The following is a 19618-nucleotide window of genomic DNA, read 5'->3' as shown; positions in this document are numbered from 1 at the left end:
AAGATGCCACGCAGTCTGAAGAAGGGCCCCTTCGTCGACGAGCACCTGCTTCGCAAGGTTGTCTCGCAGAACGAGTCGGGTTCGAAGAACGTCATCAAGACCTGGTCGCGTCGCTCGATGATCGTCCCGGCCATGCTGGGCCACACGATCGCCGTGCACGACGGACGCAAGCACATCCCCGTGTTCGTGTCCGAGTCCATGGTCGGCCACAAGCTGGGCGAGTTCGCGCCCACCCGCACCTTCCGCGGCCACGTGAAGGACGACAAGAAGGGCCGTCGCCGCTGACGCGGCGACGCAGAGGAGAAGAAATGGTGGAGTCCATCGCACGCGTGCGACACATCCGCGTGACCCCTCAGAAGGCTCGTCGTGTTGTCGCGCTCATCAAGGGCAAGCAGGCCGAAGAGGCCCTCGCCATCCTGAAGTTCGCTGCGCAGGGCGCCAGTGAGCCGATCTACAAGCTTGTGGAGTCGGCCATGGCGAACGCCCAGGTCAAGGCGGAGAAGGACGGGGAGTACCTCGACAGCCAGGATCTGTTCGTCAAGAACGCCTTCGTGGACGAGGGGACGACGCTGAAGCGCTTCCGTCCCCGCGCCCAGGGCCGCGCCGACCAGATCAAGAAGCGCACGAGCCACATCACGGTCGTGCTCTCGACGCCGGAGGTCGCGGAGTCCGCGACGACCGGCAGCGACAAGAAGGCGAGCAAGTAATGGGCCAGAAGATCAACCCTTACGGCTTCCGCCTCGGTATCACGACGGACCACGTCTCGCGCTGGTTCTCTGATTCGACGAAGCCGGGCCAGCGGTACGCCGACTACGTGGCCGAAGACATCAAGATCCGCGAGATGCTGCGCACCTCGCTCGACCGCGCCGGCGTGAGCCGGATCGAGATCGAGCGCACCAAGGACCGCGTCCGCATCGACATCCACACGGCCCGCCCGGGCATCGTGATCGGTCGTCGCGGCGCGGAGGCCGAGCGCATCCGCGGCCAGCTCGAGAAGCTGACCGGCAAGCAGATCCAGCTGAACATCCTCGAGGTCAAGAACCCCGAGGCCGACGCTCAGCTGGTCGCCCAGGGCATCGCCGAGCAGCTCGCGGGTCGCGTGGCCTTCCGCCGCGCGATGCGCAAGGGTCTGCAGGGCGCCCAGCGCGCCGGCGCCAAGGGCATCCGGATCCAGGTCTCGGGCCGCCTCGGCGGCGCCGAGATGAGCCGCACCGAGTTCTACCGCGAGGGTCGTGTGCCGCTGCACACGCTGCGCGCGAACATCGACTACGGCTTCTACGAGGCGAAGACCACCTTCGGCCGCATCGGCGTGAAGGTCTGGGTCTACAACGGCGACCTCACCAACAAGGAGCTCGCTCGCGAGCAGGCCAACCAGAAGCCTGCGCGCGACCGTGATCGTGGCGGCCGTCGCGGCCCGCGTCGTGGAAACGACGCCGGTGCGCAGAAGGCGCCGGAAGGAGCGTCTGCCTGATGCTTATCCCCCGCAAGGTCAAGTACCGCAAGCAGCACCACCCGAAGCGCTCGGGCCAGGCCACCGGCGGCACGAAGGTCTCCTTCGGCGAGTACGGCATCCAGGCCCTGACGCCCGCGTACGTGACGAACCGTCAGATCGAGGCAGCTCGTATCGCCATGACGCGTCACATCAAGCGCGGCGGCAAGGTGTGGATCAACATCTACCCCGACCGTCCGCTCACGAAGAAGCCTGCCGAGGTCCGCATGGGCTCCGGTAAGGGTTCGCCGGAGTGGTGGGTCGCCAACGTCAAGCCGGGTCGCGTCCTGTTCGAGGTCGCCGGCGTCGACGAGCAGCTCGCTCGTGAGGCCCTGACCCGTGCCATGCACAAGCTGCCTCTCAAGGCACGCATCATCACTCGCGAGGAGGGCGACGCGTAATGGCTGTCGGCACCAAGGAGCTCGCTGTGACCGAGCTCGACACATTCGAGGACCAGCGCCTCGTCGAGGAACTGCGCAAGGCCAAGGAGGAGCTTTTCAACCTCCGGTTCCAGTCGGCCACCGGCCAGCTGGACGCGCACGGCCGCATCCGTGCGGTCAAGCGCGACATCGCGCGCCTGTACACCGTGATCCGCGAGCGCGAGCTCGGCATCCGTGCCACCCCGGCTCCGGTGGAGAAGAAGGCCGCGAAGAAGAAGGCCAAGAAGGCCGAGGACACCCCGGCTGAAGGAGAGGCTGCCTGATGGCCACTGAGAACAAGACCGAGGAAGCCGTCGAGCGCGGCTACCGCAAGTCGGCTCGCGGCTACGTTGTGAGCGACAAGATGGACAAGACCATCGTCGTCGAGGTCGAGGACCGCGTGAAGCACCCCCTCTACGGCAAGGTCATCCGTCGCTCCAGCAAGCTGAAGGCCCACGACGAGCAGAACACCGCCGGCATCGGCGACCTCGTCGAGATCCACGAGACCCGCCCGACCAGCGCCACCAAGCGCTGGCGCCTGGTGGAGATCCTCGAGAAGGCGAAGTAAGCGATGATCCAGAACGAATCCCGCCTCAAGGTCGCCGACAACTCCGGCGCCAAGGAGCTGCTGACGATCCGCGTTCTCGGTGGTTCGAGCCGCCGCTACGCGGGCGTGGGCGACACGATCGTCGCGACCGTCAAGGACGCGATCCCCGGCGGCAACGTCAAGAAGGGCGACGTGGTCAAGGCCGTCGTCGTCCGCACCGTCAAGCAGACGCGTCGTGCCGACGGTTCGTACATCAAGTTCGATGAGAACGCCGCCGTGATCCTGAAGAGCGACGGGGAGCCTCGCGGCACCCGCATCTTCGGTCCGGTCGGCCGCGAGCTCCGTGACCGCAAGTTCATGAAGATCGTCTCGCTCGCCCCGGAGGTGCTGTAACTCATGGCGAATATCAAGAAGGGTGACCTCGTGGAGGTCATCACGGGTGCCAAGCAGGACCGCGGCGGCGACCGCGGCAAGCAGGGCAAGGTGCTCGAGGTCGTCGACGGGGGCAACCGCGTCGTCGTCGAGGGCGTCAACTACATCACCAAGCACACGCGCGTCGGCCAGACCCAGCGCGGCACGAAGACGGGCGGCATCGAGACCCTCGAGGCCCCCATCCACGTGTCCAACGTTGCGGTCGTCGACCCCGAGACGAAGAAGCCGACCCGCGTCGGCTTCCGCCTCGAGGAGCAGGTCAAGGACGGCGTCAAGAAGACTGTTCGCGTTCGGTACGCGAAGAAGTCGGGTAAGGACATCTGAGAATGAGTGACACCGCTACGCAGGCTGGCAAAATCCAGCCGCGGCTGAAGTCGGTCTACCGCGACGACATCCGCCAGAAGCTGCAGGACGAGTTCGGCTACGACAACGTCATGCAGGTTCCCGGCCTTGTCAAGGTCGTCGTGAACACCGGCGTCGGTGAGGCTGCGCGCGACAGCAAGGTGATCGAGGGGGCCATCAACGACCTCACCGCGATCACCGGCCAGAAGCCGTACGTCTCGAAGGCGAAGAAGTCGATCGCGCAGTTCAAGCTGCGCGAGGGCCAGCAGATCGGCGCGCACGTCACCCTCCGGGGCGACCGCGCGTGGGAGTTCCTGGACCGACTCATCTCGCTGGCGCTCCCGCGCATCCGGGACTTCCGCGGCCTGTCGGACAAGCAGTTCGACGGCAACGGCAACTACACGTTCGGCGTGCAGGAGCAGTCCATCTTCCACGAGATCGATCAGGATAAGATTGACCGCGTTCGCGGCTTCGACATCACGATCGTGACCAGCGCGAAGTCGGACGACGAGGGCCGCGCGTTCCTGCGCCACCTCGGCTTCCCGTTCGTGAACAAGGCGACTCAGGAGTCCTGAGTCCGCTGTTGGGGCCCGCCCGCACGGGCGGGCCCCCTTCATCGAAGGTCGTCTGTCGTGTAACGGCAGCCGAAACCTCATGATCAAAGGAATCAAGAAATGACAATGACAGACCCGGTCGCAGACATGCTGACCCGTCTGCGCAACGCGAACTCGGCGCACCACGACACCGTGACCCTGCCGTCGAGCAAGCTGAAGACGCGCATCGCCGAACTGCTCAAGGCCGAGGGCTTCATCTCGTCCTTCGAGGAGTCGGACGCCCGCGTGGGCAAGAACATCACGCTGACGCTGAAGTACGGCCCGAACCGCGAGCGGTCGATCGCCGGCATCAAGCGCGTCTCGAAGCCCGGCCTCCGCGTGTACGCGAAGTCGACCGAGCTCCCCGTCGTGCTCGGCGGTCTCGGCGTTGCAATCCTGTCCACTTCGTCGGGCCTTCTCACGAACCGCCAGGCCGAGCAGAAGGGCGTGGGTGGGGAAGTCCTCGCCTACGTGTGGTGATCATCCATGTCGCGTATTGGACGTCTTCCCATTGACATTCCCGCCGGCGTCACTGTGACGATCGACGGGGACCAGGCGATCGTCAAGGGCCCGAAGGGCGAGCTCTCCTCGCGCATCGCGTCGCCCATCGAGGCCAAGGTCGAGGAGAACCAGGTTCTCGTCACCCGCCCCGACGACGAGCGCGAGTCGCGTGCCCTGCACGGCCTGACCCGCACCCTGATCAACAACAACATCATCGGTGTGACCGAGGGCTACTCCAAGGGCCTCGAGATCGTCGGCACCGGCTACCGCGTGCAGCAGAAGGGCCAGGGCATCGAGCTCGCGCTCGGCTTCTCGCACCCGGTCTCGGTCGAGCCCCCCGCGGGCATCACCTTCCAGGTCGAGGGCAACAACAAGATCACGGTCACCGGGATCGACAAGCAAGCCGTCGGTGAGGTCGCCGCGAACATCCGCAAGATCCGCAAGCCGGAGCCCTACAAGGGCAAGGGCGTGCGCTACGCCGGCGAGCAGGTCCGCCGCAAGGCCGGAAAGGCTGGTAAGTAATCATGGCTGTGACTTCCAAGTCCGCCGCGCGCAAGCGCCGCCACGCCCGCCTTCGCAAGAAGGTCGTCGGCACCGACGCCCGGCCGCGCCTCGTCGTGACCCGTTCGTCGCGCCACGTGTTCGTGCAGCTCATCGACGACGCGGCGGGCCACACGCTCGCCAGCGCGTCCACGCTCGAGGCTGACCTGCGCGGCGCCGACAGCGACAAGACCGCCAAGGCCCGCAAGGTCGGCGAGCTCCTCGCCGAGCGCGCGAAGTCTGCCGGCATCACCGACGCGGTGTTCGACCGCGGCGGAAACCGCTACGCCGGTCGTGTTGCCGCGATCGCCGAGGGCGCCCGCGAAGGAGGGCTGAACCTGTGAGTGACAACAAGGAGACCGAAGTGACCACCGAAGCCGCTCAGGCACCCGCCCAGGGCGCCGGCGAGCAGCAGCGCGAGGAGCGCCGCGGCGGCCGTGGCGGCCGCGGCGAGCGTCGGGGCAACGACCGCAACAGCGGCCGCGGCAACGACAGCCAGTTCCTCGAGCGCGTCGTCACGATCAACCGCGTGTCGAAGGTCGTCAAGGGCGGCCGTCGCTTCAGCTTCACGGCGCTCGTCGTCGTGGGTGACGGCAACGGCCTCGTGGGCGTCGGCTACGGCAAGGCCCGCGAGGTGCCCCTCGCGATCTCGAAGGGCGTCGAAGAGGCGAAGCGCAACTTCTTCCGCGTTCCGCGCATCGGCAACACGATCCCGCACCCGGTGCAGGGCGAGGCCGCTGCCGGCGTCGTGCTGCTCCGCCCGGCTGCCGCCGGTACCGGTGTCATCGCCGGTGGTCCGGTCCGCGCCGTGCTCGAGTGCGCCGGTATCCACGACGTCCTGTCGAAGTCGCTCGGCTCGTCGAACACGATCAACATCGTGGGCGCGACCGTTGCGGCGCTGAAGGGCCTCGAGGAGCCCCGTGCCGTCGCCGCGCGCCGCGGCCTCGAGTACGACCAGGTCGTCCCGGGCATCATCATCCGGAACGAGGCGAAGGCTGCCGCCGCCGCCGCTGAGAAGGCAGGTGCGTGATGGCAGAGCGCCTCAAGGTTACGCAGATCAAGTCCAAGGTGAGCGAGAAGCAGAACCAGCGTGACACGCTGCGCAGCCTCGGCCTCAAGCGGATCGGCGACTCGGTCGTCCGTCCGGACGACGCGCAGACGCGCGGTTACGTCAGGGCCGTTGCTCACCTCGTCCAGGTCGAGGAGATCAACTAATGGCTGAGAACAGCGAAGAGTCGCGCCCCGGCGTGCTCAAGGCGCACCACCTGCGTCCCGTTCCCGGCGCCAACACCGCGAAGACCCGCAAGGGCCGTGGTGAGGGCTCGAAGGGCAAGACCGCGGGTCGCGGTACGAAGGGCACGCGGGCGCGCAACACCGTGCGCGTGGGCTTCGAGGGCGGCCAGATGCCGCTCCACATGCGCACGCCGAAGCTGCGCGGCTTCAAGAACCCGTTCCGCACCGAGTACCAGGTCGTGAACGTGGCGAAGCTCGCCGAGCTCTACCCGGCAGGCGGTGACGTCACGCGCGAGGACCTCGTCGCGAAGGGCGCGGTTCGCAAGAACCAGCTCGTCAAGGTCCTCGGCGACGGCGATGTCAGCGTCGCGCTGAACGTGACGGTCGACAAGGTCTCGGCAGCGGCCGAGCAGAAGATCGTCGCAGCAGGCGGCAGCATCAACTGACGCGGGACAGGGACCGGGGGCACACGCCCCCGGTCCCTGTTGCGTTAGGCTGGTCCAAACTGCGCTCAAGCGCAGATGTTTTCCCAGGGAGGCCCCCTTTTGTTCAGCGCCATCGCGCGAATCCTCCGCACGCCGGACCTGCGGCGCAAGATCGGATTCACCCTCGGCATCATCGTGCTGTACCGCCTCGGCGCGCACGTCCCCGCACCGTTCGTGAACTTCCCGAACGTGCAGACGTGCGTCGCGGAGACGTCGGGCACCGACGGGCTGCTCTCCCTGGTCAACCTCTTCTCCGGCGGTGCCCTGCTCCAGCTGTCGATCTTCGCGCTCGGCGTCATGCCGTACATCACCGCGACGATCATCACGCAGCTGCTGCGCGTCGTCATCCCGCACTTCGAGGCGCTGCACAAGGAGGGCCAGGCCGGCCAGGCCAAGCTCACCCAGTACACGCGCTACCTCACGATCGCCCTCGCGGTGCTGCAGTCGACGACGCTCGTCACGATCGCCCGCACGGGCCAGCTCTTCGGCACCACGAGCGTCACCGAGTGCCAGCAGCTCCTCACCAACGACGTCTGGTGGGCGCAGCTCCTCGTCATCATCGCGATGACCGCAGGCACCGGCCTCATCATGTGGTTCGCCGAGCTCACGACCGAGCGCGGCATCGGCAACGGCATGTCGCTGCTCATCTTCACGTCGATCGCCGCGACGTTCCCCGCCGCCCTCTGGGGCATCTTCGAGGCGCGCGGCTTCGAGATCTTCCTGCTCGTCCTGCTCGTCAGCGTCGTGATCGTCTTCGCGGTCGTGTTCGTCGAGCAGTCGCAGCGCCGCGTCCCGGTGCAGTACGCCAAGCGCATGGTCGGCCGCCGCACGTACGGCGGCACCAACACCTACATCCCGATCAAGGTGAACATGGCGGGCGTCATCCCGATCATCTTCGCCTCGTCGCTGCTGTACATCCCGTCGCTGATCGCGCAGTTCAACGCGACACCCGACGCCGACGGCAACGTCCCCGGCTGGGTCAGCTGGATCAACGCCAACTTCACGTCGGGCGACAGCCCCGTCTACATGGCCGTGTACTTCCTGCTGATCATCGGCTTCACCTACTTCTACGTCGCGATCACGTTCAACCCGGTCGAGGTCGCCGACAACATGAAGAAGTACGGCGGCTTCATCCCCGGCATCCGCGCGGGTCGGCCCACGGCGGAGTACCTCGACTACGTGATCACGCGCATCACGTTCCCCGGCTCGCTGTACCTCGGCCTGGTCGCCCTCATCCCGTTGATCGCGCTGGCGACCGTGCAGGCGAACCAGAACTTCCCGTTCGGCGGAGCCTCGATCCTCATCATCGTCGGCGTCGGCCTCGAAACGGTGAAGCAGATCGACGCGCAGCTCCAGCAGCGCCACTACGAAGGGCTCCTCCGATGACCCGTCTTCTCATCGTCGGTCCGCAGGGGTCGGGCAAGGGCACGCAGGGCGCGATCATCGCGGCGGAGAACGGCGTTCCCGCCGTCGCGACCGGCGACATCTTCCGCGCCCACATCAAGAACGACACCGAGCTCGGCAAGAAGGTCAAGGCCATCACCGCCGGCGGCAACCTGGTGCCGGATGAGGTCACGAGCGAGCTCGTCCGCGACCGGCTCAGCGAGGAGGACGCCGCTGGCGGCTTCCTCCTCGACGGGTACCCGCGCAACACCGTGCAGGTGGGGCACCTCGATGCGTTCCTCTCGGGCCGCGGCGAGTCGCTCGACGCCGTCATCCTCCTCGAGGTGCCGCGCGAGGAGAGCCTCGCACGCATCTCCCTCCGCGCCGAGCAGGAGGGGCGCGAGGACGACACCCCCGACGCGATCGCGAAGCGGCTCGACATCTACGAGTCCGAGACGGCGCCGATCATCGGCCTGTACTCGGAGCGGGGCATCGTCGACCGCATCGACGGCGTCGGCACGCTCGACGAGATCACGGCGCGCATCAGGCTGGCCCTGGCCGCGCGCGGCATCACCGCCTGACCCGTGTTCCGCCGCTCGATGTACAAGAGCCCCGCACAGCTGCGCGGCATGATCGAACCGGGACGCATCACGCGCGAGGCCCTCGAAGCGGTCGCCGGAGCGATCCGGCCCGGCATGACGACCCTCGAGCTCGACGCGATCGCTGAGTCCCACATCCGGCTCGCGGGCGCCCAGCCGAACTTCCAGCTGGTGCCCGGCTACAGCCACACGATCTGCGTCTCGGTGAACGAAGAGGTCGTGCACGGCATCCCCGGCGACCGCGTCCTCGAACCCGGAGACATCGTCTCGATCGACTGCGGCGCCGAGACGCCGGAGGGCTGGAACGGCGACTCCGCGATCTCGATCGTGCTGCCGGACCCGGATCGCCCCGAGCTCGTCGCCGAGCGCGAGGAGCTCTCGCGCATCACCCGCCAGTCGATGTGGGCCGGCATCGCCGCTCTCGCGACGTCGAAGCACCTGGGGGAGGTCGGGGCGCGCATAGAGGGCTTCATCGAGTCGAATCCGCACCCCGGCACCGACCGGCCGCTGGGCATCCTGCGCGACTACGTCGGCCACGGTATCGGGCGCAGGATGCACGAGTCTCCGACGCTCTTCCACTACGCGACGCCGCAGGCCGGCGCCCGCGTGAAGCCGGGACTGTGCGTGTGCGTCGAGCCCATGATGGTGACCGGCAGTGAGCGCGTCCTGGTGGCCGACGACGACTGGACGGTCGTGACGGCCGACGGCTCCTCCGGCGCACACTGGGAGCACAGCGTTGCCGTGCATGATGGGGGCATCTGGGTGCTGACCTCCGCCGACGGCGGAGCACAGGGCCTCGCCGAGTTCGGCGTCACCCCGGTCCCTATCGCCTGACGCGCACTCCGCGCCCGAGCACGAAAGAGCAACAACATGGCAGCTGCTGCCCGTAGGGTCAACTGGCTCGTGATCTGGATCACGGCGGCCATCGTCGTCGTGGTCGTCGCGATCGCCGCGATCGCCATCTGGATGAACCGGCAGGCGCTCGCGCTCGCGGAGTCGCCGGCCTCGGCGGTCGTGAACGAGGAGACCGGCGCGATCGCGCTGGGCGAGGGCGAGAACGTGATCGACGAGTACGTCGACTTCATGTGCCCCTTCTGCGGCCAGTTCCACGACTCGAGCGGAGAGGACCTCTCGGCCGCCGTCGAGTCGGGCGAGATCACGCTGAATCTGCACCCGATCTCGATCCTGGACGGTCAGTCGCAGGGAACGAACTACTCCACGCGGGCGGCGAACGCCGTGTACTGCGTAGCCGACGACAACCCCGATGCCGTGTACCCGTTCTATGACGCGCTGTTCCAGAACCAGCCGGGCGAGGGCACGACAGGCCTCGATGACGGGGAACTGCTCGATCTTGCCGAGCGAGCGGGCGCCTCCGGTGACGTCGAATCCTGCATCGCCGACGGCACATACTTCGACTTCGTCGCGGCGCGCACGCAGGAGATCCCGCCGAACCCGCAGACCAACCAGGTCTCTACGCCGACCGTCACGCGCAACGGCGAGTACGTCAACCTGACGCTCGACCAGGCGACGGACGAGCAGGCGCTGCTCGGCTGACGCCGGCGGCGCGGCGGCGTGCCCTGGTCGGCTCCGGCGGCCAGGGCACGCGCTCGCGGTCGGGGCGAGCCTCCGGATGTCCTGGGTGCGGCGGGCCGCATTTGCCGTTCCCGGGCGCGTCGACTAACATAGAACCTTGGTGCCCTGCGCCTCATTTCCGCGTGTCTTCCGACCCGGCGAGAGCGGGCACCGACCCCACCCACCGCAGACCGGCCGGTCTGCTCGAGCGATAGCGAGTTTATGGCTAAAGACGGTGTCATCGAGATCGAGGGCACGGTGATCGAATCGCTGCCCAACGCGATGTTCCGCGTTGAGCTGTCGAACGGTCACAAGGTGCTCGCCACGATCTCGGGGAAAATGCGGCAGAACTACATCCGCATCATCCCCGAGGACCGTGTCGTCGTGGAGCTCAGCCCCTACGACCTGACACGCGGACGCATCGTCTACCGCTACCGCTGAGCCCGGTCGGAAAGTAACGTCCCCCGCATCCGGGGGAACGAAGACAGCGAACAAGGAACATCATGAAGGTTCAGCCCTCCGTCAAGCCGATCTGCGACAGCTGCAAGATCATCCGCCGCAACGGCCGCGTGATGGTCATCTGCAAGTCGAACCCGCGTCACAAGCAGCGCCAGGGCTGACGCCCTTCTGCTGCTCGTGACTCCGCCAGGTGCCTGATGATCTGCTCCGCAGATCGGCTCCCGCTCCGCAGGAGCGGCAGCGCCAGGGCTGACGCCCGGCGCTCCGAGCAACGGCGTCAGCGCGATCGGCCGCTCCGGATGACCCGGGGCACGCGAGACTCACAACTCAACATCTGAAACGGCAGGATCAGAACCCGCACGGCGGGGGACACCTCGGGGCGGAGGCCCGGGCACCGATCCTGCTCCACACCTCCACCTACCCATAGGAGTGAAACGCATGGCACGTCTTGCCGGCGTCGACATCCCGCGCGACAAGCGCGTGGTGATCGCCCTTACGTACATCTACGGCATCGGCCGTACCCGTTCGAACGAGATCCTCGCTGCCACCGGCATCGACGAGAACATCCGGGTCAAGGACCTCACCGACGACCAGCTGGTCGCGCTCCGCGACCACATCGAGGGCACCTACCGCGTCGAGGGCGACCTCCGCCGCGAGGTCGCCGCCGACATCCGCCGCAAGGTCGAGATCGGCTCGTACCAGGGTCTGCGCCACCGCCGCGGCCTCCCCGTGCGCGGTCAGCGCACCAAGACCAACGCGCGCTCGCGCAAGGGTCCGAAGCGCACCGTGGCCGGCAAGAAGAAGGCGCGCTAAGCGCGGATAGGCAGGAAGAGATATGGCTACCCCCAAGTCCGCAGCGCGCAAGCCGCGCCGCAAGGAGAAGAAGAACATCGCGCTGGGCCAGGCCCACATCAAGTCGACGTTCAACAACACGATCGTTTCGATCACCGACCCGACCGGCGCCGTCATCAGCTGGAAGTCGTCGGGCGGCGTGGGCTTCAAGGGCTCGCGAAAGTCGACGCCGTACGCCGCAGGCATGGCCGCGGACACGGCCGCCAAGGAGGCCCAGAGCCACGGCGTGAAGAAGGTCGACGTCTTCGTGAAGGGCCCCGGTTCGGGTCGCGAGACGGCGATCCGCTCGCTGCAGGCCGCAGGCCTCGAGGTCGGTTCGATCCAGGACGTGACGCCGCAGGCCCACAACGGCTGCCGTCCGCCGAAGCGCCGCCGCGTCTGAGACCGGTCCGCCCCGGGAGCACTCGATGCTCCCGGGGTGCACCCGTTCCCGCGGCGAGAGCCGCGCCGAGTCAACTCAACACCTCATTCACCAAGTGTCATATAGCGGTCACTTGATCGAAAGGAACACATAGTGCTCATTGCACAGCGTCCTACCCTCACCGAGGAGAAGGTCTCGGAGTCGCGCAGCAAGTTCGTGATCGAGCCGCTCGAGCCCGGCTTCGGCTACACGATCGGCAACTCGTTGCGCCGCAGCCTGCTGTCGTCGATCCCCGGCGCAGCCGTGACGAGCATCCGGATCGACGGCGTGCTGCACGAGTTCAGCACGATCCCGGGCGTGAAGGAAGACGTCACCGAGATCATCCTGAACATCAAGCAGCTCGTGGTCTCGAGCGAGCGCGACGAGCCCATCACGGCCTACCTGCGCAAGACGGGCGCCGGCGAGGTCACCGCGGCCGACATCTCGGCTCCGGCCGGTGTCGAGGTCCACAACCCCGAGCTGGTCATCGCCACGCTGAACGACACGGCGAAGTTCGAGCTCGAGCTCACGATCGAGCGCGGCCGCGGCTACGTGTCGGCGTCGCAGAACCGCAACGAGTACGCCGAGGCGGGCCAGATCCCGATCGACTCGATCTACTCGCCGGTCGTCAAGGTCGCCTACCGCGTCGACGCGACGCGCGCCGGTGAGCGCACCGACTTCGACAAGCTCGTGCTCGACGTCGAGACCAAGCCCTCGATGCAGGCGCGCGACGCCGTTGCATCGGCCGGCCGCACGCTGGTCGAGCTGTTCGGCCTCGCCCGCGAGCTGAACGAGGAGGCGGAGGGCATCGAGATCGGCCCGGCGCCGGTCGCAGAGGTGCTCTCGAACGAGCTCTCGATGCCGATCGAGGACCTCGACCTGTCGGTCCGCTCGTACAACTGCCTCAAGCGCGAGGGCATCAACACGGTCAGCGAGCTGGTCGCGCTCTCGGAGACGCAGCTCATGAACATCCGCAACTTCGGTCAGAAGTCGGTCGACGAGGTGCGCGACAAGCTCGTCTCGCTCGGCCTGTCGCTGAAGGACTCGGTGCCCGGTTTCGACGGCGCCAACTTCTACAGCGGCTACGACGAAGAGCAGATCTGACCAGGCCCCGCGCCACTTTCATCACTCTGGAGTAAAGAGAAATGCCTAAGCCCACGAAGGGTGCCCGCCTCGGTGGCGGCGCCGCCCACGAGCGTCTGCTCCTCGCGAACCTCGCCTCGGCGCTGTTCACGCACAAGTCGATCAAGACGACCGAGACGAAGGCCAAGCGCCTGCGCCCCGTCGCCGAGCGCCTGATCACGTTCGCCAAGCGCGGCGACCTGCACGCGCGCCGCCGCGTGCTGTCGGTTCTGCGCAACAAGGAGGCGACGCACGTCCTGTTCGCCGAGATCGCCCCGCTGGTCGCGGAGCGCGACGGCGGCTACACGCGCATCACCAAGGTCGGCCCCCGCAAGGGCGACAACGCCCCGATGGCCGTGATCGAGCTCGTCACCGAGCCGGTCTCGCCCAAGGTGAAGGCCGCCAAGCCCGCCGAGAAGGCGCCGGTCGAGGAGGCCCCCGCCGAGGAGGAGGTCGTCGAGACCGAGGCAGTGGTCGAGGAGACCGCCGCCGAGGAGACGGCCGCCGAGGCGACCGAGTCGGAGGCCCCCGAGGCCGCCGCGGAGGAGAAGGAGTAACACTCCCTCGCACAACGCAGATGGTCCCGCACCCTTGGGTGCGGGACCATCTGCGTTTCCGCGCGCCCCGGCGATGCGTGGGGAGGCGCGGCACCGCGCCGCCGGTGGTCCTCTTGCTCCAACGCGGTCCGGGGTGGGGCCGCCACCGCTCCGGCCCAGCCTCGTGGCATAGCCTCGTAGCGTGACTTCGAGCGGTGCGTACGTGATCCAGGTGGCGATGGACGAGGAGGCGGAGCCCTTCCTCGCGATGGCGGACGAAGTGAGCGAGCCCGTGACGATCGGCCGGGCCGTGCATCGCGGCCTGCAGCTGGGCGGCCGAACCGTCGTGCTCGTCGTGAGCGGTATCGGCATGGTGAACGCGGCCGACGCCGCGGCGGGCGCGATCCATCGCTATGGAGCCGACGCGGCGATCATCTGCGCGGGCAGCTGCGGCGGGCTCGCGGCAGGGGTCGCCGTCGGCGATGTCGTCGTCGGCACGGAGACCGTCAACGTCGAGGCGCACGCAACGGCATTCGGCTACGTTCCCGGCCAGACGCCCGGCATGCCCGCGTCGTACGCCGCCGACGCCGAGCTGCGCGCGACCCTCGCGGGGGCGGTCGCGGGCGTGCCCGTGCGCGAGGGCGGCGTCGGCTCTGGCGACAAGTTCGCGACCGCCGACATCGCGCTGGGGCTGCGCGAGGCGTTCCCCGCGCTCGTCTCGATCGACATGGAGACGGTCGCGATCGCGCAGGTCGCCCACAACCACGGCGCACGCTTCGCGGTCGCTCGCGCGGTGAGCGACCTCTGCGCGCCCGACGGCAGTGAGTTCGAGACGCACATCGACGATGCCGCCGATCGCTCGGCTCGCGTCGTCATCGCGGCACTGGGGGCCCTGTGACGCACCCAGCACGCATGCTCGCGGGCCGCGCTGCACCGCTTCGGGCACCCGGCGTGGGTGTTCCGGCGCTCGGGGAATTCCTCGGCTCTAGGCAGAATCGGGTGGATCGTGCCTAGCCTCGAGGATGTCTCCTATGCTCGCGACGGGGGCGAGGGGAGTGCGACGCGCATCCGGCTCGACATCGCCTACGACGGCACCGACTTCAAGGGGTGGGCCCGGCAGCCGGGCCTGCGCACCGTGCAAGGCGTTCTCGAGGGCGCGCTGACCCGCGTGACGGGCTCGCCCGTGCGCCTCACCGTCGCGGGCCGCACCGACTCGGGCGTGCACGCGACCGGTCAGGTCGCGCACGCCGACCTGACGCCCGAGCAGTGGGAGCGCGTCACGCGCCGGCGTCGCGTCGACCGCGCGCGCGAGGCCGCGGGCGGCGACGCCGAGCGCGACCCTGCCGCCGTCATCGCGCACCGCGCCATGGGCGTGCTCGGCACGTACTCCGACGTCGCGATCACCCGCACCGGGACGGCTCCGGATGGCTTCGACGCGCGCTTCTCCGCCGCGTGGCGCCGCTACGAGTACCGCATCGCCGACGCCGTCACGGGGTACGACCCGCTCGAACGCCTCCGGACCACCCGGGTGCGGGCCGCGCTCGACGTCGACGCCATGGACGAAGCGGCGCGCAGCCTCGTGGGCCTCCACGACTTCGCGGCGTACTGCAAGCCGCGGCCGGAGGCCACGACCATCCGGACCCTGCTCGAGTTCGACTGGCGGCGCGCGCAGGGCTGTCTCGTCGCGAACGTGAAGGCGGATGCCTTCTGCCACTCCATGGTGCGCGCGCTCGTCGGCGGCTGCGTCGCCGTGGGGGAGGGGCGGCTCGCCCCGACCGACCTCGCGGCACTCCGCGACGCGCTCGAGCGCACGAGCGCATTCAAGGTGCTCGAGGCGCGGGGCCTGACCCTCACGGCCGTCGGCTACCCCGCCGACGATCAGCTCGCGGCACGCGCCGAGCGCACGCGCAACCGCCGCGATCGCGAGTGACGGGCCCTGCCGCCGGCCCGCGCCGCGCACGTGTACTCATAGCGACCGCATAGCGAACGCCTGACGAATCGCCCCCGCATCGTCGGCCCGGCGGCGTAGCGTTGCGATCATGAAGGTGCTCTCGTACAACCTCCGCAAGCACGCCGCAGCGGGCGAGCTGAACCGGCTGGTCGATCGCCTCGAGCCGAACGTCGTCTGCCTGCAGGAAGCCGACGTCGACGACCTTCCCTCGAAGGTCCAGGGGCTCAAGCTCGCCGCGCAGACCGACAAGAACCGACTCGGGCTCGCCGTCTACTACCGCGAGAACACATTCCGGCTCGTCGACAGCGTCTCGATGGGACTGAAGAAGTCGTTGCACGACATCGTGCTCAAGCCGGCGCACGAGCGCCTGCTCGGCGTGCAGCTCTACGACATCGACAACGGCCGCGAGGTGACGATGGCGTCGTTCCACGCGGCGCCGCTGACGGCCCTCAACTCGCTGCGCCGCACGCAGATCACGGCGGCGCTGCAGGCGCTCGAGCAGCTCGGGCCCGGCACGCCGACGCTCATGGTGGGCGACTACAACTATCCGATGTTCAAGGAGGCGCTCGCTGGCCGCGTCCGCGAGCACGGCTACGATCTCACGCTCAGCGACTCGCGCACCTACACGCGCTACCGCTTCTTCAAGGGCCACTACGACTTCGTCACGTCGCGCCTGCTGTCGATCGAAGACGTGCAGACCCTGCCGCAGGGCACGAGCGACCACCTGCCGATCTTCGTGCAGGCGAGCTACCGCACGGGTATGACGGGAACGCTGCGCGCGATGTGACGCGGCCGCGTCGCCCGCCGCTTCAGCGGCGCGCGCCGAGGGCGCCGGCCAGGGCCGCCATGACGTCGCTCCGGATGTCGGCGCGGCACACGACCAGGTCGGGCAGGTAGACGTCGGGCTGGTTGTAGACGAGCTCGGAGCCGTCGAGCCGGGAGGTGTGGAGCCCGGCGGCACGGGCGACCGCGATCGGCGCCGCGCTGTCCCACTCGAACTGGCCCCCGCTGTGCACGTAGGCGTCGACCTCGCCCGTCGCGACGGCGCAGGCCTTGATGCCGGCCGATCCCATCGGCACCAGCTCGGCGCCGAGGGCGTCGGCCGCGCGACGGGCGACGGGCACGGGGCGCGAGCGGCTCACGGCGATGCGCAGGGGCCGCCCGGCGTGCGCGGGCGGGCGCGGCGGGTCCGCCGAGTCCAGCACCTCGCCCGTCGTGCCGAGCGCGACGGCGCCGACCGCGAGCCGGCCGCCCTCGACGAGCGCGATGTGCACGGCCCACTGGTCGCGGCCGGCGCCGTACCCGTTCGTGCCGTCGAGCGGGTCGACGATCCAGATGCGGTCGGCACCCAGCCGCCTGCGGTCATCCGGTGCCTCCTCGCTGAGCACGGCGTCGCCCGGCGCCAGCTCGGCCAGGCGCGCCGCGATCAGCTCCTCGGCGCCCCTGTCTCCGAGATCCCGCAGCTGCGGCACCGACGCATCCGGGTGCTCGGCCCGGATCGCGCGCAGGCGGGCGAGGGCCTCGCCCGCGATCGAACGGGCGGTGGCGACGTCGGCCTGCGTGCTCATGGGTGCTCCCGGCGGATCGGACGGATGCCCCGACACTACCGCCGCCGCCCCGCCGACGGGCGGCGCGGGCGCCGCTCAGGCGTTCCCCGGGGGCTGTGCTAAGCTATCTCGTTGGTGCGCGAAGCGCGCACTGCGAACGTGAGCCCTCCGACGCTCGGTTCCGCCCTCGGGTGGGAACGGGGCACGGGAGCGGGATTCACGAACGTCTCCGTTCGAAGAGAAAGCGACACAACTGTGACTCGCACGTACTCCCCGAAGGCTGGCGACGCCCAGCGCGAGTGGCTCGTCATCGACGCCACCGACGTTGTCCTCGGCCGCCTGGCCTCGCACGTCGCCGCGCTGCTGCGCGGTAAGCACAAGGCCACCTTCACCCCGCACATGGACATGGGCGACTACGTCGTCATCGTGAACGCCGACAAGGTCGTGCTCACGAGCAACAAGGCAGAGCGCAAGTTCGCGTACCGCCACTCGAACCACCCCGGTGGCCTCAAGTCGGTTCGCTACGACGAGCTGCTCGAGAAGAACCCGGTGCGCGCCGTCGAGAAGGCGGTCCGCGGCATGCTTCCGAAGAACACCCTCGGTCGCGAGCAGCTGGCGAAGCTGAAGGTCTACACGGGTGCCGAGCACCCGCACGCCGCGCAGCAGCCCAAGACGTACATTTTCGACCAGGTCGCGCAGTAAGCGCCCAGCTAAGGATTCATTGTGGAGAACGACACCACCGACTTCCCGCAGAACTACAGCACCGAGTCTGCGCCTGCTGAGACCGTCGAGGCCCCGCGCCCCGTCGTCAGCGTTCCCGGCGGGGCCGTCGGCCGCCGCAAGCAGGCCATCGCCCGCGTGCGCCTCGTCCCCGGCAACGGCACCATCACGGTGAACGGTCGCACCCTCGAGGACTACTTCCCGAACAAGCTGCACCAGCAGCTGATCAACGACCCGTTCACGCTGCTGTCGCTCGACGGCTCGTACGACGTGATCGCCCGCATCACCGGCGGCGGCCCCTCGGGCCAGGCCGGTGCCCTGCGCCTCGGCATCGCCCGTGCGCTGAACGGCATCGACGTCGAGAACAACCGCCCGGCGCTGAAGAAGGCCGGCTTCCTGTCGCGCGACGCGCGCATCAAGGAGCGCAAGAAGGCCGGTCTCAAGAAGGCCCGCAAGGCGCCGCAGTACTCGAAGCGCTAAAGCGAGCGCTCCACCGATGCCGCTGTTTGGCACGGACGGTGTGAGGGGGCTGGCCAACGGCCCCCTCACCGCCGATCTCGCTCTGTCCCTGGCCCAGGCGACCGCCGTCGTCCTGGGCCAGGGCCGTTCCGCCGAGGCGCGCCGCGCGGAAGGCCGCCGTGCGACGGCGGTCGTCGCGCGCGACCCGCGCATCTCGGGGGAGTTCCTCTCCGCCGCCGTCTCCGCGGGCCTCGCGTCCTCCGGCGTCGACGTCTACGACGCCGGCGTCATCCCGACGCCCGCGCTCGCGTTCCTCATCGCCGATTTCGACGCCGACTTCGGCATCATGATCTCGGCGTCGCACAACCCGGCGCCCGACAACGGCATCAAGGTCTTCGCGCGCGGGGGCACCAAGCTCCCGGATGTCGTCGAGCGGCGCATCGAAGAGCACATGGACGGCGAGAAGTGGCTCCCGACGGGCTCGGGGGTCGGCCGCATCCGGCGCTTCTCCGACGCCGAGGACCGCTACCTCGTGCACCTGCTCGCGAGCCTGCCGCACCGACTCGACGGCCTCCACGTCGTGCTCGACTGCGCCCACGGCGCCGCGGCGGGTGTCTCGCCCGACGTGTTCCGCGACGCGGGCGCCGAGGTCACCGTCATCGGTGCGGAGCCCGACGGGCTCAACATCAACGACGGCGTCGGGTCGACCCACCTCGACCACCTGGCCGAGGCCGTCGTGCGCCTGGGCGCCGACATGGGCATCGCCCACGACGGCGACGCGGACCGCTGCCTCGCGGTCGATGCGGAGGGCGCCCCCATCGACGGCGACCGGATCATGGCGATCCTGGCCGCCTCGATGCATGAGCGGGGCACGCTCGCCAACGACACGCTCGTCGCGACCGTGATGAGCAACCTCGGGCTGCACCGCGCGATGGCCGAACGAGGCATCGCCGTGACGCAGACGGCGGTCGGCGACCGCTACGTGCTCGAGGCCATGAACGCCGGCGGGCACGCGCTCGGCGGCGAGCAGTCGGGCCACGTGATCATGAGCGAGTTCGCCACGACCGGCGACGGCGTGCTCACGGGGCTGCATCTGGCGGCCGAGGTCGCCCGCACGGGCAAGCCCCTGGCGGAGCTGGCACGGATCATGACGGTGTACCCGCAGGTGCTCGTCAACGTGAGCGGCGTCGACAAGACCCGCACGGACGATGCCGTCCTGGCCGCGGCGGTCGAGGCGGCGCGCGCCGAGCTCGGCGACACGGGGCGGGTGCTGCTGCGCCCGTCCGGCACGGAGTCGCTCGTGCGCGTCATGGTCGAGGCCGCGGACGAGGCGACGGCCCGCCGCCACGCCGATGAGCTCGCAGGCGTCGTGAAGGAACGGCTCGGGCTCTAACCCGAGCCCCGCCGCAACTCTTCATTTCTGGCACATCTCCCGTG

32 protein-coding genes are annotated in these 19618 nt (G+C 68.8%); 31 read left to right on the top strand and 1 reads right to left on the bottom strand.

The genetic code is table 11. The features are described from left to right. Window positions 1-3 precede the first annotated feature (3 nt). The 28 genes from rpsS to C0010_RS06930 all read left to right on the top strand — a co-directional run bounded on the left by rpsS (window position 4) and on the right by C0010_RS06930 (window position 16242). Window positions 4-285: a 30S ribosomal protein S19 gene (rpsS, locus tag C0010_RS07065; RefSeq protein WP_105566341.1), complete on the top strand. Its 282-nt coding sequence runs from the start codon at window positions 4-6 to the stop codon at window positions 283-285. Window positions 286-308: 23 nt separating this feature from the next. Then, the gene (gene rplV / locus C0010_RS07060; RefSeq protein WP_105566340.1) at window positions 309-707 is read left to right on the top strand and encodes a 50S ribosomal protein L22; all 399 of its coding nucleotides are present in this window, start codon (window positions 309-311) and stop codon (window positions 705-707) included. After that, on the top strand, window positions 707-1471 hold the full coding sequence (rpsC, locus tag C0010_RS07055; protein ID WP_105566339.1) for a 30S ribosomal protein S3: 765 nt from the start codon (window positions 707-709) through the stop codon (window positions 1469-1471). The genes rplV and rpsC overlap by 1 nt, the downstream gene beginning before the upstream one ends. Continuing rightward, window positions 1471-1890 (top strand): 50S ribosomal protein L16, encoded by a 420-nt coding sequence (gene rplP / locus C0010_RS07050; protein WP_105566338.1) that lies wholly within the window; start codon window positions 1471-1473, stop codon window positions 1888-1890. Before rpsC ends, rplP begins: the two co-directional genes overlap by 1 nt. Further along, window positions 1890-2192, top strand: a complete 303-nt coding sequence (gene rpmC / locus C0010_RS07045; RefSeq protein WP_105566337.1) for a 50S ribosomal protein L29 — start codon at window positions 1890-1892, stop codon at window positions 2190-2192. The genes rplP and rpmC overlap by 1 nt, the downstream gene beginning before the upstream one ends. Then, the gene (rpsQ, locus tag C0010_RS07040; protein ID WP_105566336.1) at window positions 2192-2476 is read left to right on the top strand and encodes a 30S ribosomal protein S17; all 285 of its coding nucleotides are present in this window, start codon (window positions 2192-2194) and stop codon (window positions 2474-2476) included. The genes rpmC and rpsQ overlap by 1 nt, the downstream gene beginning before the upstream one ends. Window positions 2477-2479: 3 nt before the next feature. Then, entirely contained in the window at window positions 2480-2848 is a 369-nt protein-coding gene (rplN, locus tag C0010_RS07035) for a 50S ribosomal protein L14 (protein ID WP_105566335.1), read from the top strand. 3 nt (window positions 2849-2851) lie between these two features. Next, complete coding sequence (rplX, locus tag C0010_RS07030; RefSeq protein ID WP_105566334.1) at window positions 2852-3211, top strand: 50S ribosomal protein L24; 360 nt, start codon at window positions 2852-2854, stop codon at window positions 3209-3211. 2 nt (window positions 3212-3213) lie between these two features. Then, window positions 3214-3804 (top strand): 50S ribosomal protein L5, encoded by a 591-nt coding sequence (rplE, locus tag C0010_RS07025; RefSeq protein ID WP_105566333.1) that lies wholly within the window; start codon window positions 3214-3216, stop codon window positions 3802-3804. A gap of 99 nt (window positions 3805-3903) precedes the next feature. Next, entirely contained in the window at window positions 3904-4302 is a 399-nt protein-coding gene (gene rpsH, locus C0010_RS07020) for a 30S ribosomal protein S8 (protein WP_105566332.1), read from the top strand. A gap of 6 nt (window positions 4303-4308) precedes the next feature. Further along, window positions 4309-4845: a 50S ribosomal protein L6 gene (gene rplF, locus C0010_RS07015; protein ID WP_105566331.1), complete on the top strand. Its 537-nt coding sequence runs from the start codon at window positions 4309-4311 to the stop codon at window positions 4843-4845. A gap of 2 nt (window positions 4846-4847) precedes the next feature. Beyond that, entirely contained in the window at window positions 4848-5207 is a 360-nt protein-coding gene (gene rplR / locus C0010_RS07010) for a 50S ribosomal protein L18 (RefSeq protein WP_105566330.1), read from the top strand. Then, window positions 5204-5893, top strand: coding sequence for a 30S ribosomal protein S5 (rpsE, locus tag C0010_RS07005; RefSeq protein ID WP_105566329.1), 690 nt, complete (start codon window positions 5204-5206; stop codon window positions 5891-5893). Before rplR ends, rpsE begins: the two co-directional genes overlap by 4 nt. Continuing rightward, a complete protein-coding gene (gene rpmD, locus C0010_RS07000) occupies window positions 5893-6078 on the top strand; it encodes a 50S ribosomal protein L30 (RefSeq protein ID WP_105566328.1) in 186 nt (61 codons plus the stop codon). The genes rpsE and rpmD overlap by 1 nt, the downstream gene beginning before the upstream one ends. Beyond that, window positions 6078-6542 (top strand): 50S ribosomal protein L15, encoded by a 465-nt coding sequence (rplO, locus tag C0010_RS06995; protein WP_105566327.1) that lies wholly within the window; start codon window positions 6078-6080, stop codon window positions 6540-6542. Before rpmD ends, rplO begins: the two co-directional genes overlap by 1 nt. Before the next feature lie 99 nt (window positions 6543-6641). Beyond that, the gene (gene secY, locus C0010_RS06990; protein WP_105566326.1) at window positions 6642-7967 is read left to right on the top strand and encodes a preprotein translocase subunit SecY; all 1326 of its coding nucleotides are present in this window, start codon (window positions 6642-6644) and stop codon (window positions 7965-7967) included. Further along, window positions 7964-8545: an adenylate kinase gene (locus tag C0010_RS06985; protein ID WP_105566325.1), complete on the top strand. Its 582-nt coding sequence runs from the start codon at window positions 7964-7966 to the stop codon at window positions 8543-8545. The genes secY and C0010_RS06985 overlap by 4 nt, the downstream gene beginning before the upstream one ends. A gap of 18 nt (window positions 8546-8563) precedes the next feature. Further along, window positions 8564-9397 carry a type I methionyl aminopeptidase gene (gene map, locus C0010_RS06980; RefSeq protein WP_105566413.1) on the top strand — a complete coding sequence of 278 codons (834 nt, stop codon included), beginning with the start codon at window positions 8564-8566 and terminating at the stop codon, window positions 9395-9397. Window positions 9398-9433: 36 nt separating this feature from the next. After that, complete coding sequence (locus tag C0010_RS06975) at window positions 9434-10117, top strand: DsbA family protein (protein ID WP_105566324.1); 684 nt, start codon at window positions 9434-9436, stop codon at window positions 10115-10117. A gap of 240 nt (window positions 10118-10357) precedes the next feature. Next, window positions 10358-10576, top strand: a complete 219-nt coding sequence (gene infA, locus C0010_RS06970; RefSeq protein ID WP_105566323.1) for a translation initiation factor IF-1 — start codon at window positions 10358-10360, stop codon at window positions 10574-10576. 62 nt (window positions 10577-10638) lie between these two features. Further along, a complete protein-coding gene (rpmJ, locus tag C0010_RS06965; protein ID WP_105566322.1) occupies window positions 10639-10755 on the top strand; it encodes a 50S ribosomal protein L36 in 117 nt (38 codons plus the stop codon). 277 nt (window positions 10756-11032) lie between these two features. Next, entirely contained in the window at window positions 11033-11407 is a 375-nt protein-coding gene (gene rpsM, locus C0010_RS06960) for a 30S ribosomal protein S13 (RefSeq protein ID WP_105566321.1), read from the top strand. 22 nt (window positions 11408-11429) lie between these two features. Continuing rightward, entirely contained in the window at window positions 11430-11828 is a 399-nt protein-coding gene (rpsK, locus tag C0010_RS06955) for a 30S ribosomal protein S11 (protein ID WP_105566320.1), read from the top strand. Window positions 11829-11960: 132 nt separating this feature from the next. Continuing rightward, the gene (locus C0010_RS06950; protein ID WP_105566319.1) at window positions 11961-12950 is read left to right on the top strand and encodes a DNA-directed RNA polymerase subunit alpha; all 990 of its coding nucleotides are present in this window, start codon (window positions 11961-11963) and stop codon (window positions 12948-12950) included. Between the two features lie 41 nt (window positions 12951-12991). Then, window positions 12992-13525 carry a 50S ribosomal protein L17 gene (gene rplQ / locus C0010_RS06945; protein ID WP_105566318.1) on the top strand — a complete coding sequence of 178 codons (534 nt, stop codon included), beginning with the start codon at window positions 12992-12994 and terminating at the stop codon, window positions 13523-13525. 181 nt (window positions 13526-13706) lie between these two features. Continuing rightward, a complete protein-coding gene (mtnN, locus tag C0010_RS06940) occupies window positions 13707-14402 on the top strand; it encodes a 5'-methylthioadenosine/S-adenosylhomocysteine nucleosidase (protein WP_232531796.1) in 696 nt (231 codons plus the stop codon). Between the two features lie 108 nt (window positions 14403-14510). Beyond that, the gene (gene truA, locus C0010_RS06935; protein ID WP_105566317.1) at window positions 14511-15434 is read left to right on the top strand and encodes a tRNA pseudouridine(38-40) synthase TruA; all 924 of its coding nucleotides are present in this window, start codon (window positions 14511-14513) and stop codon (window positions 15432-15434) included. A 109-nt stretch (window positions 15435-15543) separates the two neighbouring features. Further along, on the top strand, window positions 15544-16242 hold the full coding sequence (locus C0010_RS06930; RefSeq protein WP_105566316.1) for an endonuclease/exonuclease/phosphatase family protein: 699 nt from the start codon (window positions 15544-15546) through the stop codon (window positions 16240-16242). Between the two features lie 22 nt (window positions 16243-16264). Here C0010_RS06930 and C0010_RS06925 read toward each other — a convergent pair whose 3' ends face one another. Next, a complete protein-coding gene (locus C0010_RS06925) occupies window positions 16265-17023 on the bottom strand; it encodes a 3'(2'),5'-bisphosphate nucleotidase CysQ (protein ID WP_105566315.1) in 759 nt (252 codons plus the stop codon). 234 nt (window positions 17024-17257) lie between these two features. Between C0010_RS06925 and rplM the strand changes: the two genes are divergently transcribed. The 3 genes from rplM to glmM are packed head-to-tail and all read left to right on the top strand — an operon-like array spanning window position 17258 to window position 19574. Beyond that, a complete protein-coding gene (gene rplM, locus C0010_RS06920; RefSeq protein ID WP_105566314.1) occupies window positions 17258-17704 on the top strand; it encodes a 50S ribosomal protein L13 in 447 nt (148 codons plus the stop codon). Between the two features lie 21 nt (window positions 17705-17725). Further along, entirely contained in the window at window positions 17726-18202 is a 477-nt protein-coding gene (rpsI, locus tag C0010_RS06915; RefSeq protein ID WP_105566313.1) for a 30S ribosomal protein S9, read from the top strand. A 16-nt stretch (window positions 18203-18218) separates the two neighbouring features. Beyond that, complete coding sequence (gene glmM, locus C0010_RS06910; protein ID WP_105566312.1) at window positions 18219-19574, top strand: phosphoglucosamine mutase; 1356 nt, start codon at window positions 18219-18221, stop codon at window positions 19572-19574. Window positions 19575-19618: the final 44 nt, after the last annotated feature.

Source organism: Microbacterium halophytorum (genome assembly GCF_002970975.1).
GTDB classification, from domain to species: domain Bacteria; phylum Actinomycetota; class Actinomycetes; order Actinomycetales; family Microbacteriaceae; genus Microbacterium; species Microbacterium halophytorum.
This window is presented reverse-complemented; position numbering and strand designations above follow the sequence as displayed.

Excerpts from the sequence above, each read along its gene's own strand:
- rplN (WP_105566335.1), top strand. The coding sequence starts at position 2,480 with ATGATCCAGAACGAATCCCGCCTCAAGGTCGCCGACAACTCCGGCGCC.
- rpsH (WP_105566332.1), top strand. The coding sequence starts at position 3,904 with ATGACAATGACAGACCCGGTCGCAGACATGCTGACCCGTCTGCGCAAC.
- rplE (WP_105566333.1), top strand. The coding sequence starts at position 3,214 with ATGAGTGACACCGCTACGCAGGCTGGCAAAATCCAGCCGCGGCTGAAG.
- rplQ (WP_105566318.1), top strand. The coding sequence starts at position 12,992 with ATGCCTAAGCCCACGAAGGGTGCCCGCCTCGGTGGCGGCGCCGCCCAC.
- glmM (WP_105566312.1), top strand. The coding sequence starts at position 18,219 with ATGCCGCTGTTTGGCACGGACGGTGTGAGGGGGCTGGCCAACGGCCCC.
- rplF (WP_105566331.1), top strand. The coding sequence starts at position 4,309 with ATGTCGCGTATTGGACGTCTTCCCATTGACATTCCCGCCGGCGTCACT.
- infA (WP_105566323.1), top strand. The coding sequence starts at position 10,358 with ATGGCTAAAGACGGTGTCATCGAGATCGAGGGCACGGTGATCGAATCG.
- C0010_RS06975 (WP_105566324.1), top strand. The coding sequence starts at position 9,434 with ATGGCAGCTGCTGCCCGTAGGGTCAACTGGCTCGTGATCTGGATCACG.
- C0010_RS06925 (WP_105566315.1), bottom strand. The coding sequence starts at position 17,023 with ATGAGCACGCAGGCCGACGTCGCCACCGCCCGTTCGATCGCGGGCGAG.
- rplP (WP_105566338.1), top strand. The coding sequence starts at position 1,471 with ATGCTTATCCCCCGCAAGGTCAAGTACCGCAAGCAGCACCACCCGAAG.
- C0010_RS06985 (WP_105566325.1), top strand. The coding sequence starts at position 7,964 with ATGACCCGTCTTCTCATCGTCGGTCCGCAGGGGTCGGGCAAGGGCACG.
- rplV (WP_105566340.1), top strand. The coding sequence starts at position 309 with ATGGTGGAGTCCATCGCACGCGTGCGACACATCCGCGTGACCCCTCAG.
- C0010_RS06930 (WP_105566316.1), top strand. The coding sequence starts at position 15,544 with ATGAAGGTGCTCTCGTACAACCTCCGCAAGCACGCCGCAGCGGGCGAG.
- rpsM (WP_105566321.1), top strand. The coding sequence starts at position 11,033 with ATGGCACGTCTTGCCGGCGTCGACATCCCGCGCGACAAGCGCGTGGTG.
- rpsQ (WP_105566336.1), top strand. The coding sequence starts at position 2,192 with ATGGCCACTGAGAACAAGACCGAGGAAGCCGTCGAGCGCGGCTACCGC.
- rplO (WP_105566327.1), top strand. The coding sequence starts at position 6,078 with ATGGCTGAGAACAGCGAAGAGTCGCGCCCCGGCGTGCTCAAGGCGCAC.
- rplR (WP_105566330.1), top strand. The coding sequence starts at position 4,848 with ATGGCTGTGACTTCCAAGTCCGCCGCGCGCAAGCGCCGCCACGCCCGC.
- rpsS (WP_105566341.1), top strand. The coding sequence starts at position 4 with ATGCCACGCAGTCTGAAGAAGGGCCCCTTCGTCGACGAGCACCTGCTT.
- rpmC (WP_105566337.1), top strand. The coding sequence starts at position 1,890 with ATGGCTGTCGGCACCAAGGAGCTCGCTGTGACCGAGCTCGACACATTC.
- rpmJ (WP_105566322.1), top strand. The coding sequence starts at position 10,639 with ATGAAGGTTCAGCCCTCCGTCAAGCCGATCTGCGACAGCTGCAAGATC.
- rpmD (WP_105566328.1), top strand. The coding sequence starts at position 5,893 with ATGGCAGAGCGCCTCAAGGTTACGCAGATCAAGTCCAAGGTGAGCGAG.
- rpsC (WP_105566339.1), top strand. The coding sequence starts at position 707 with ATGGGCCAGAAGATCAACCCTTACGGCTTCCGCCTCGGTATCACGACG.
- rplX (WP_105566334.1), top strand. The coding sequence starts at position 2,852 with ATGGCGAATATCAAGAAGGGTGACCTCGTGGAGGTCATCACGGGTGCC.
- map (WP_105566413.1), top strand. The coding sequence starts at position 8,564 with ATGTACAAGAGCCCCGCACAGCTGCGCGGCATGATCGAACCGGGACGC.
- rpsK (WP_105566320.1), top strand. The coding sequence starts at position 11,430 with ATGGCTACCCCCAAGTCCGCAGCGCGCAAGCCGCGCCGCAAGGAGAAG.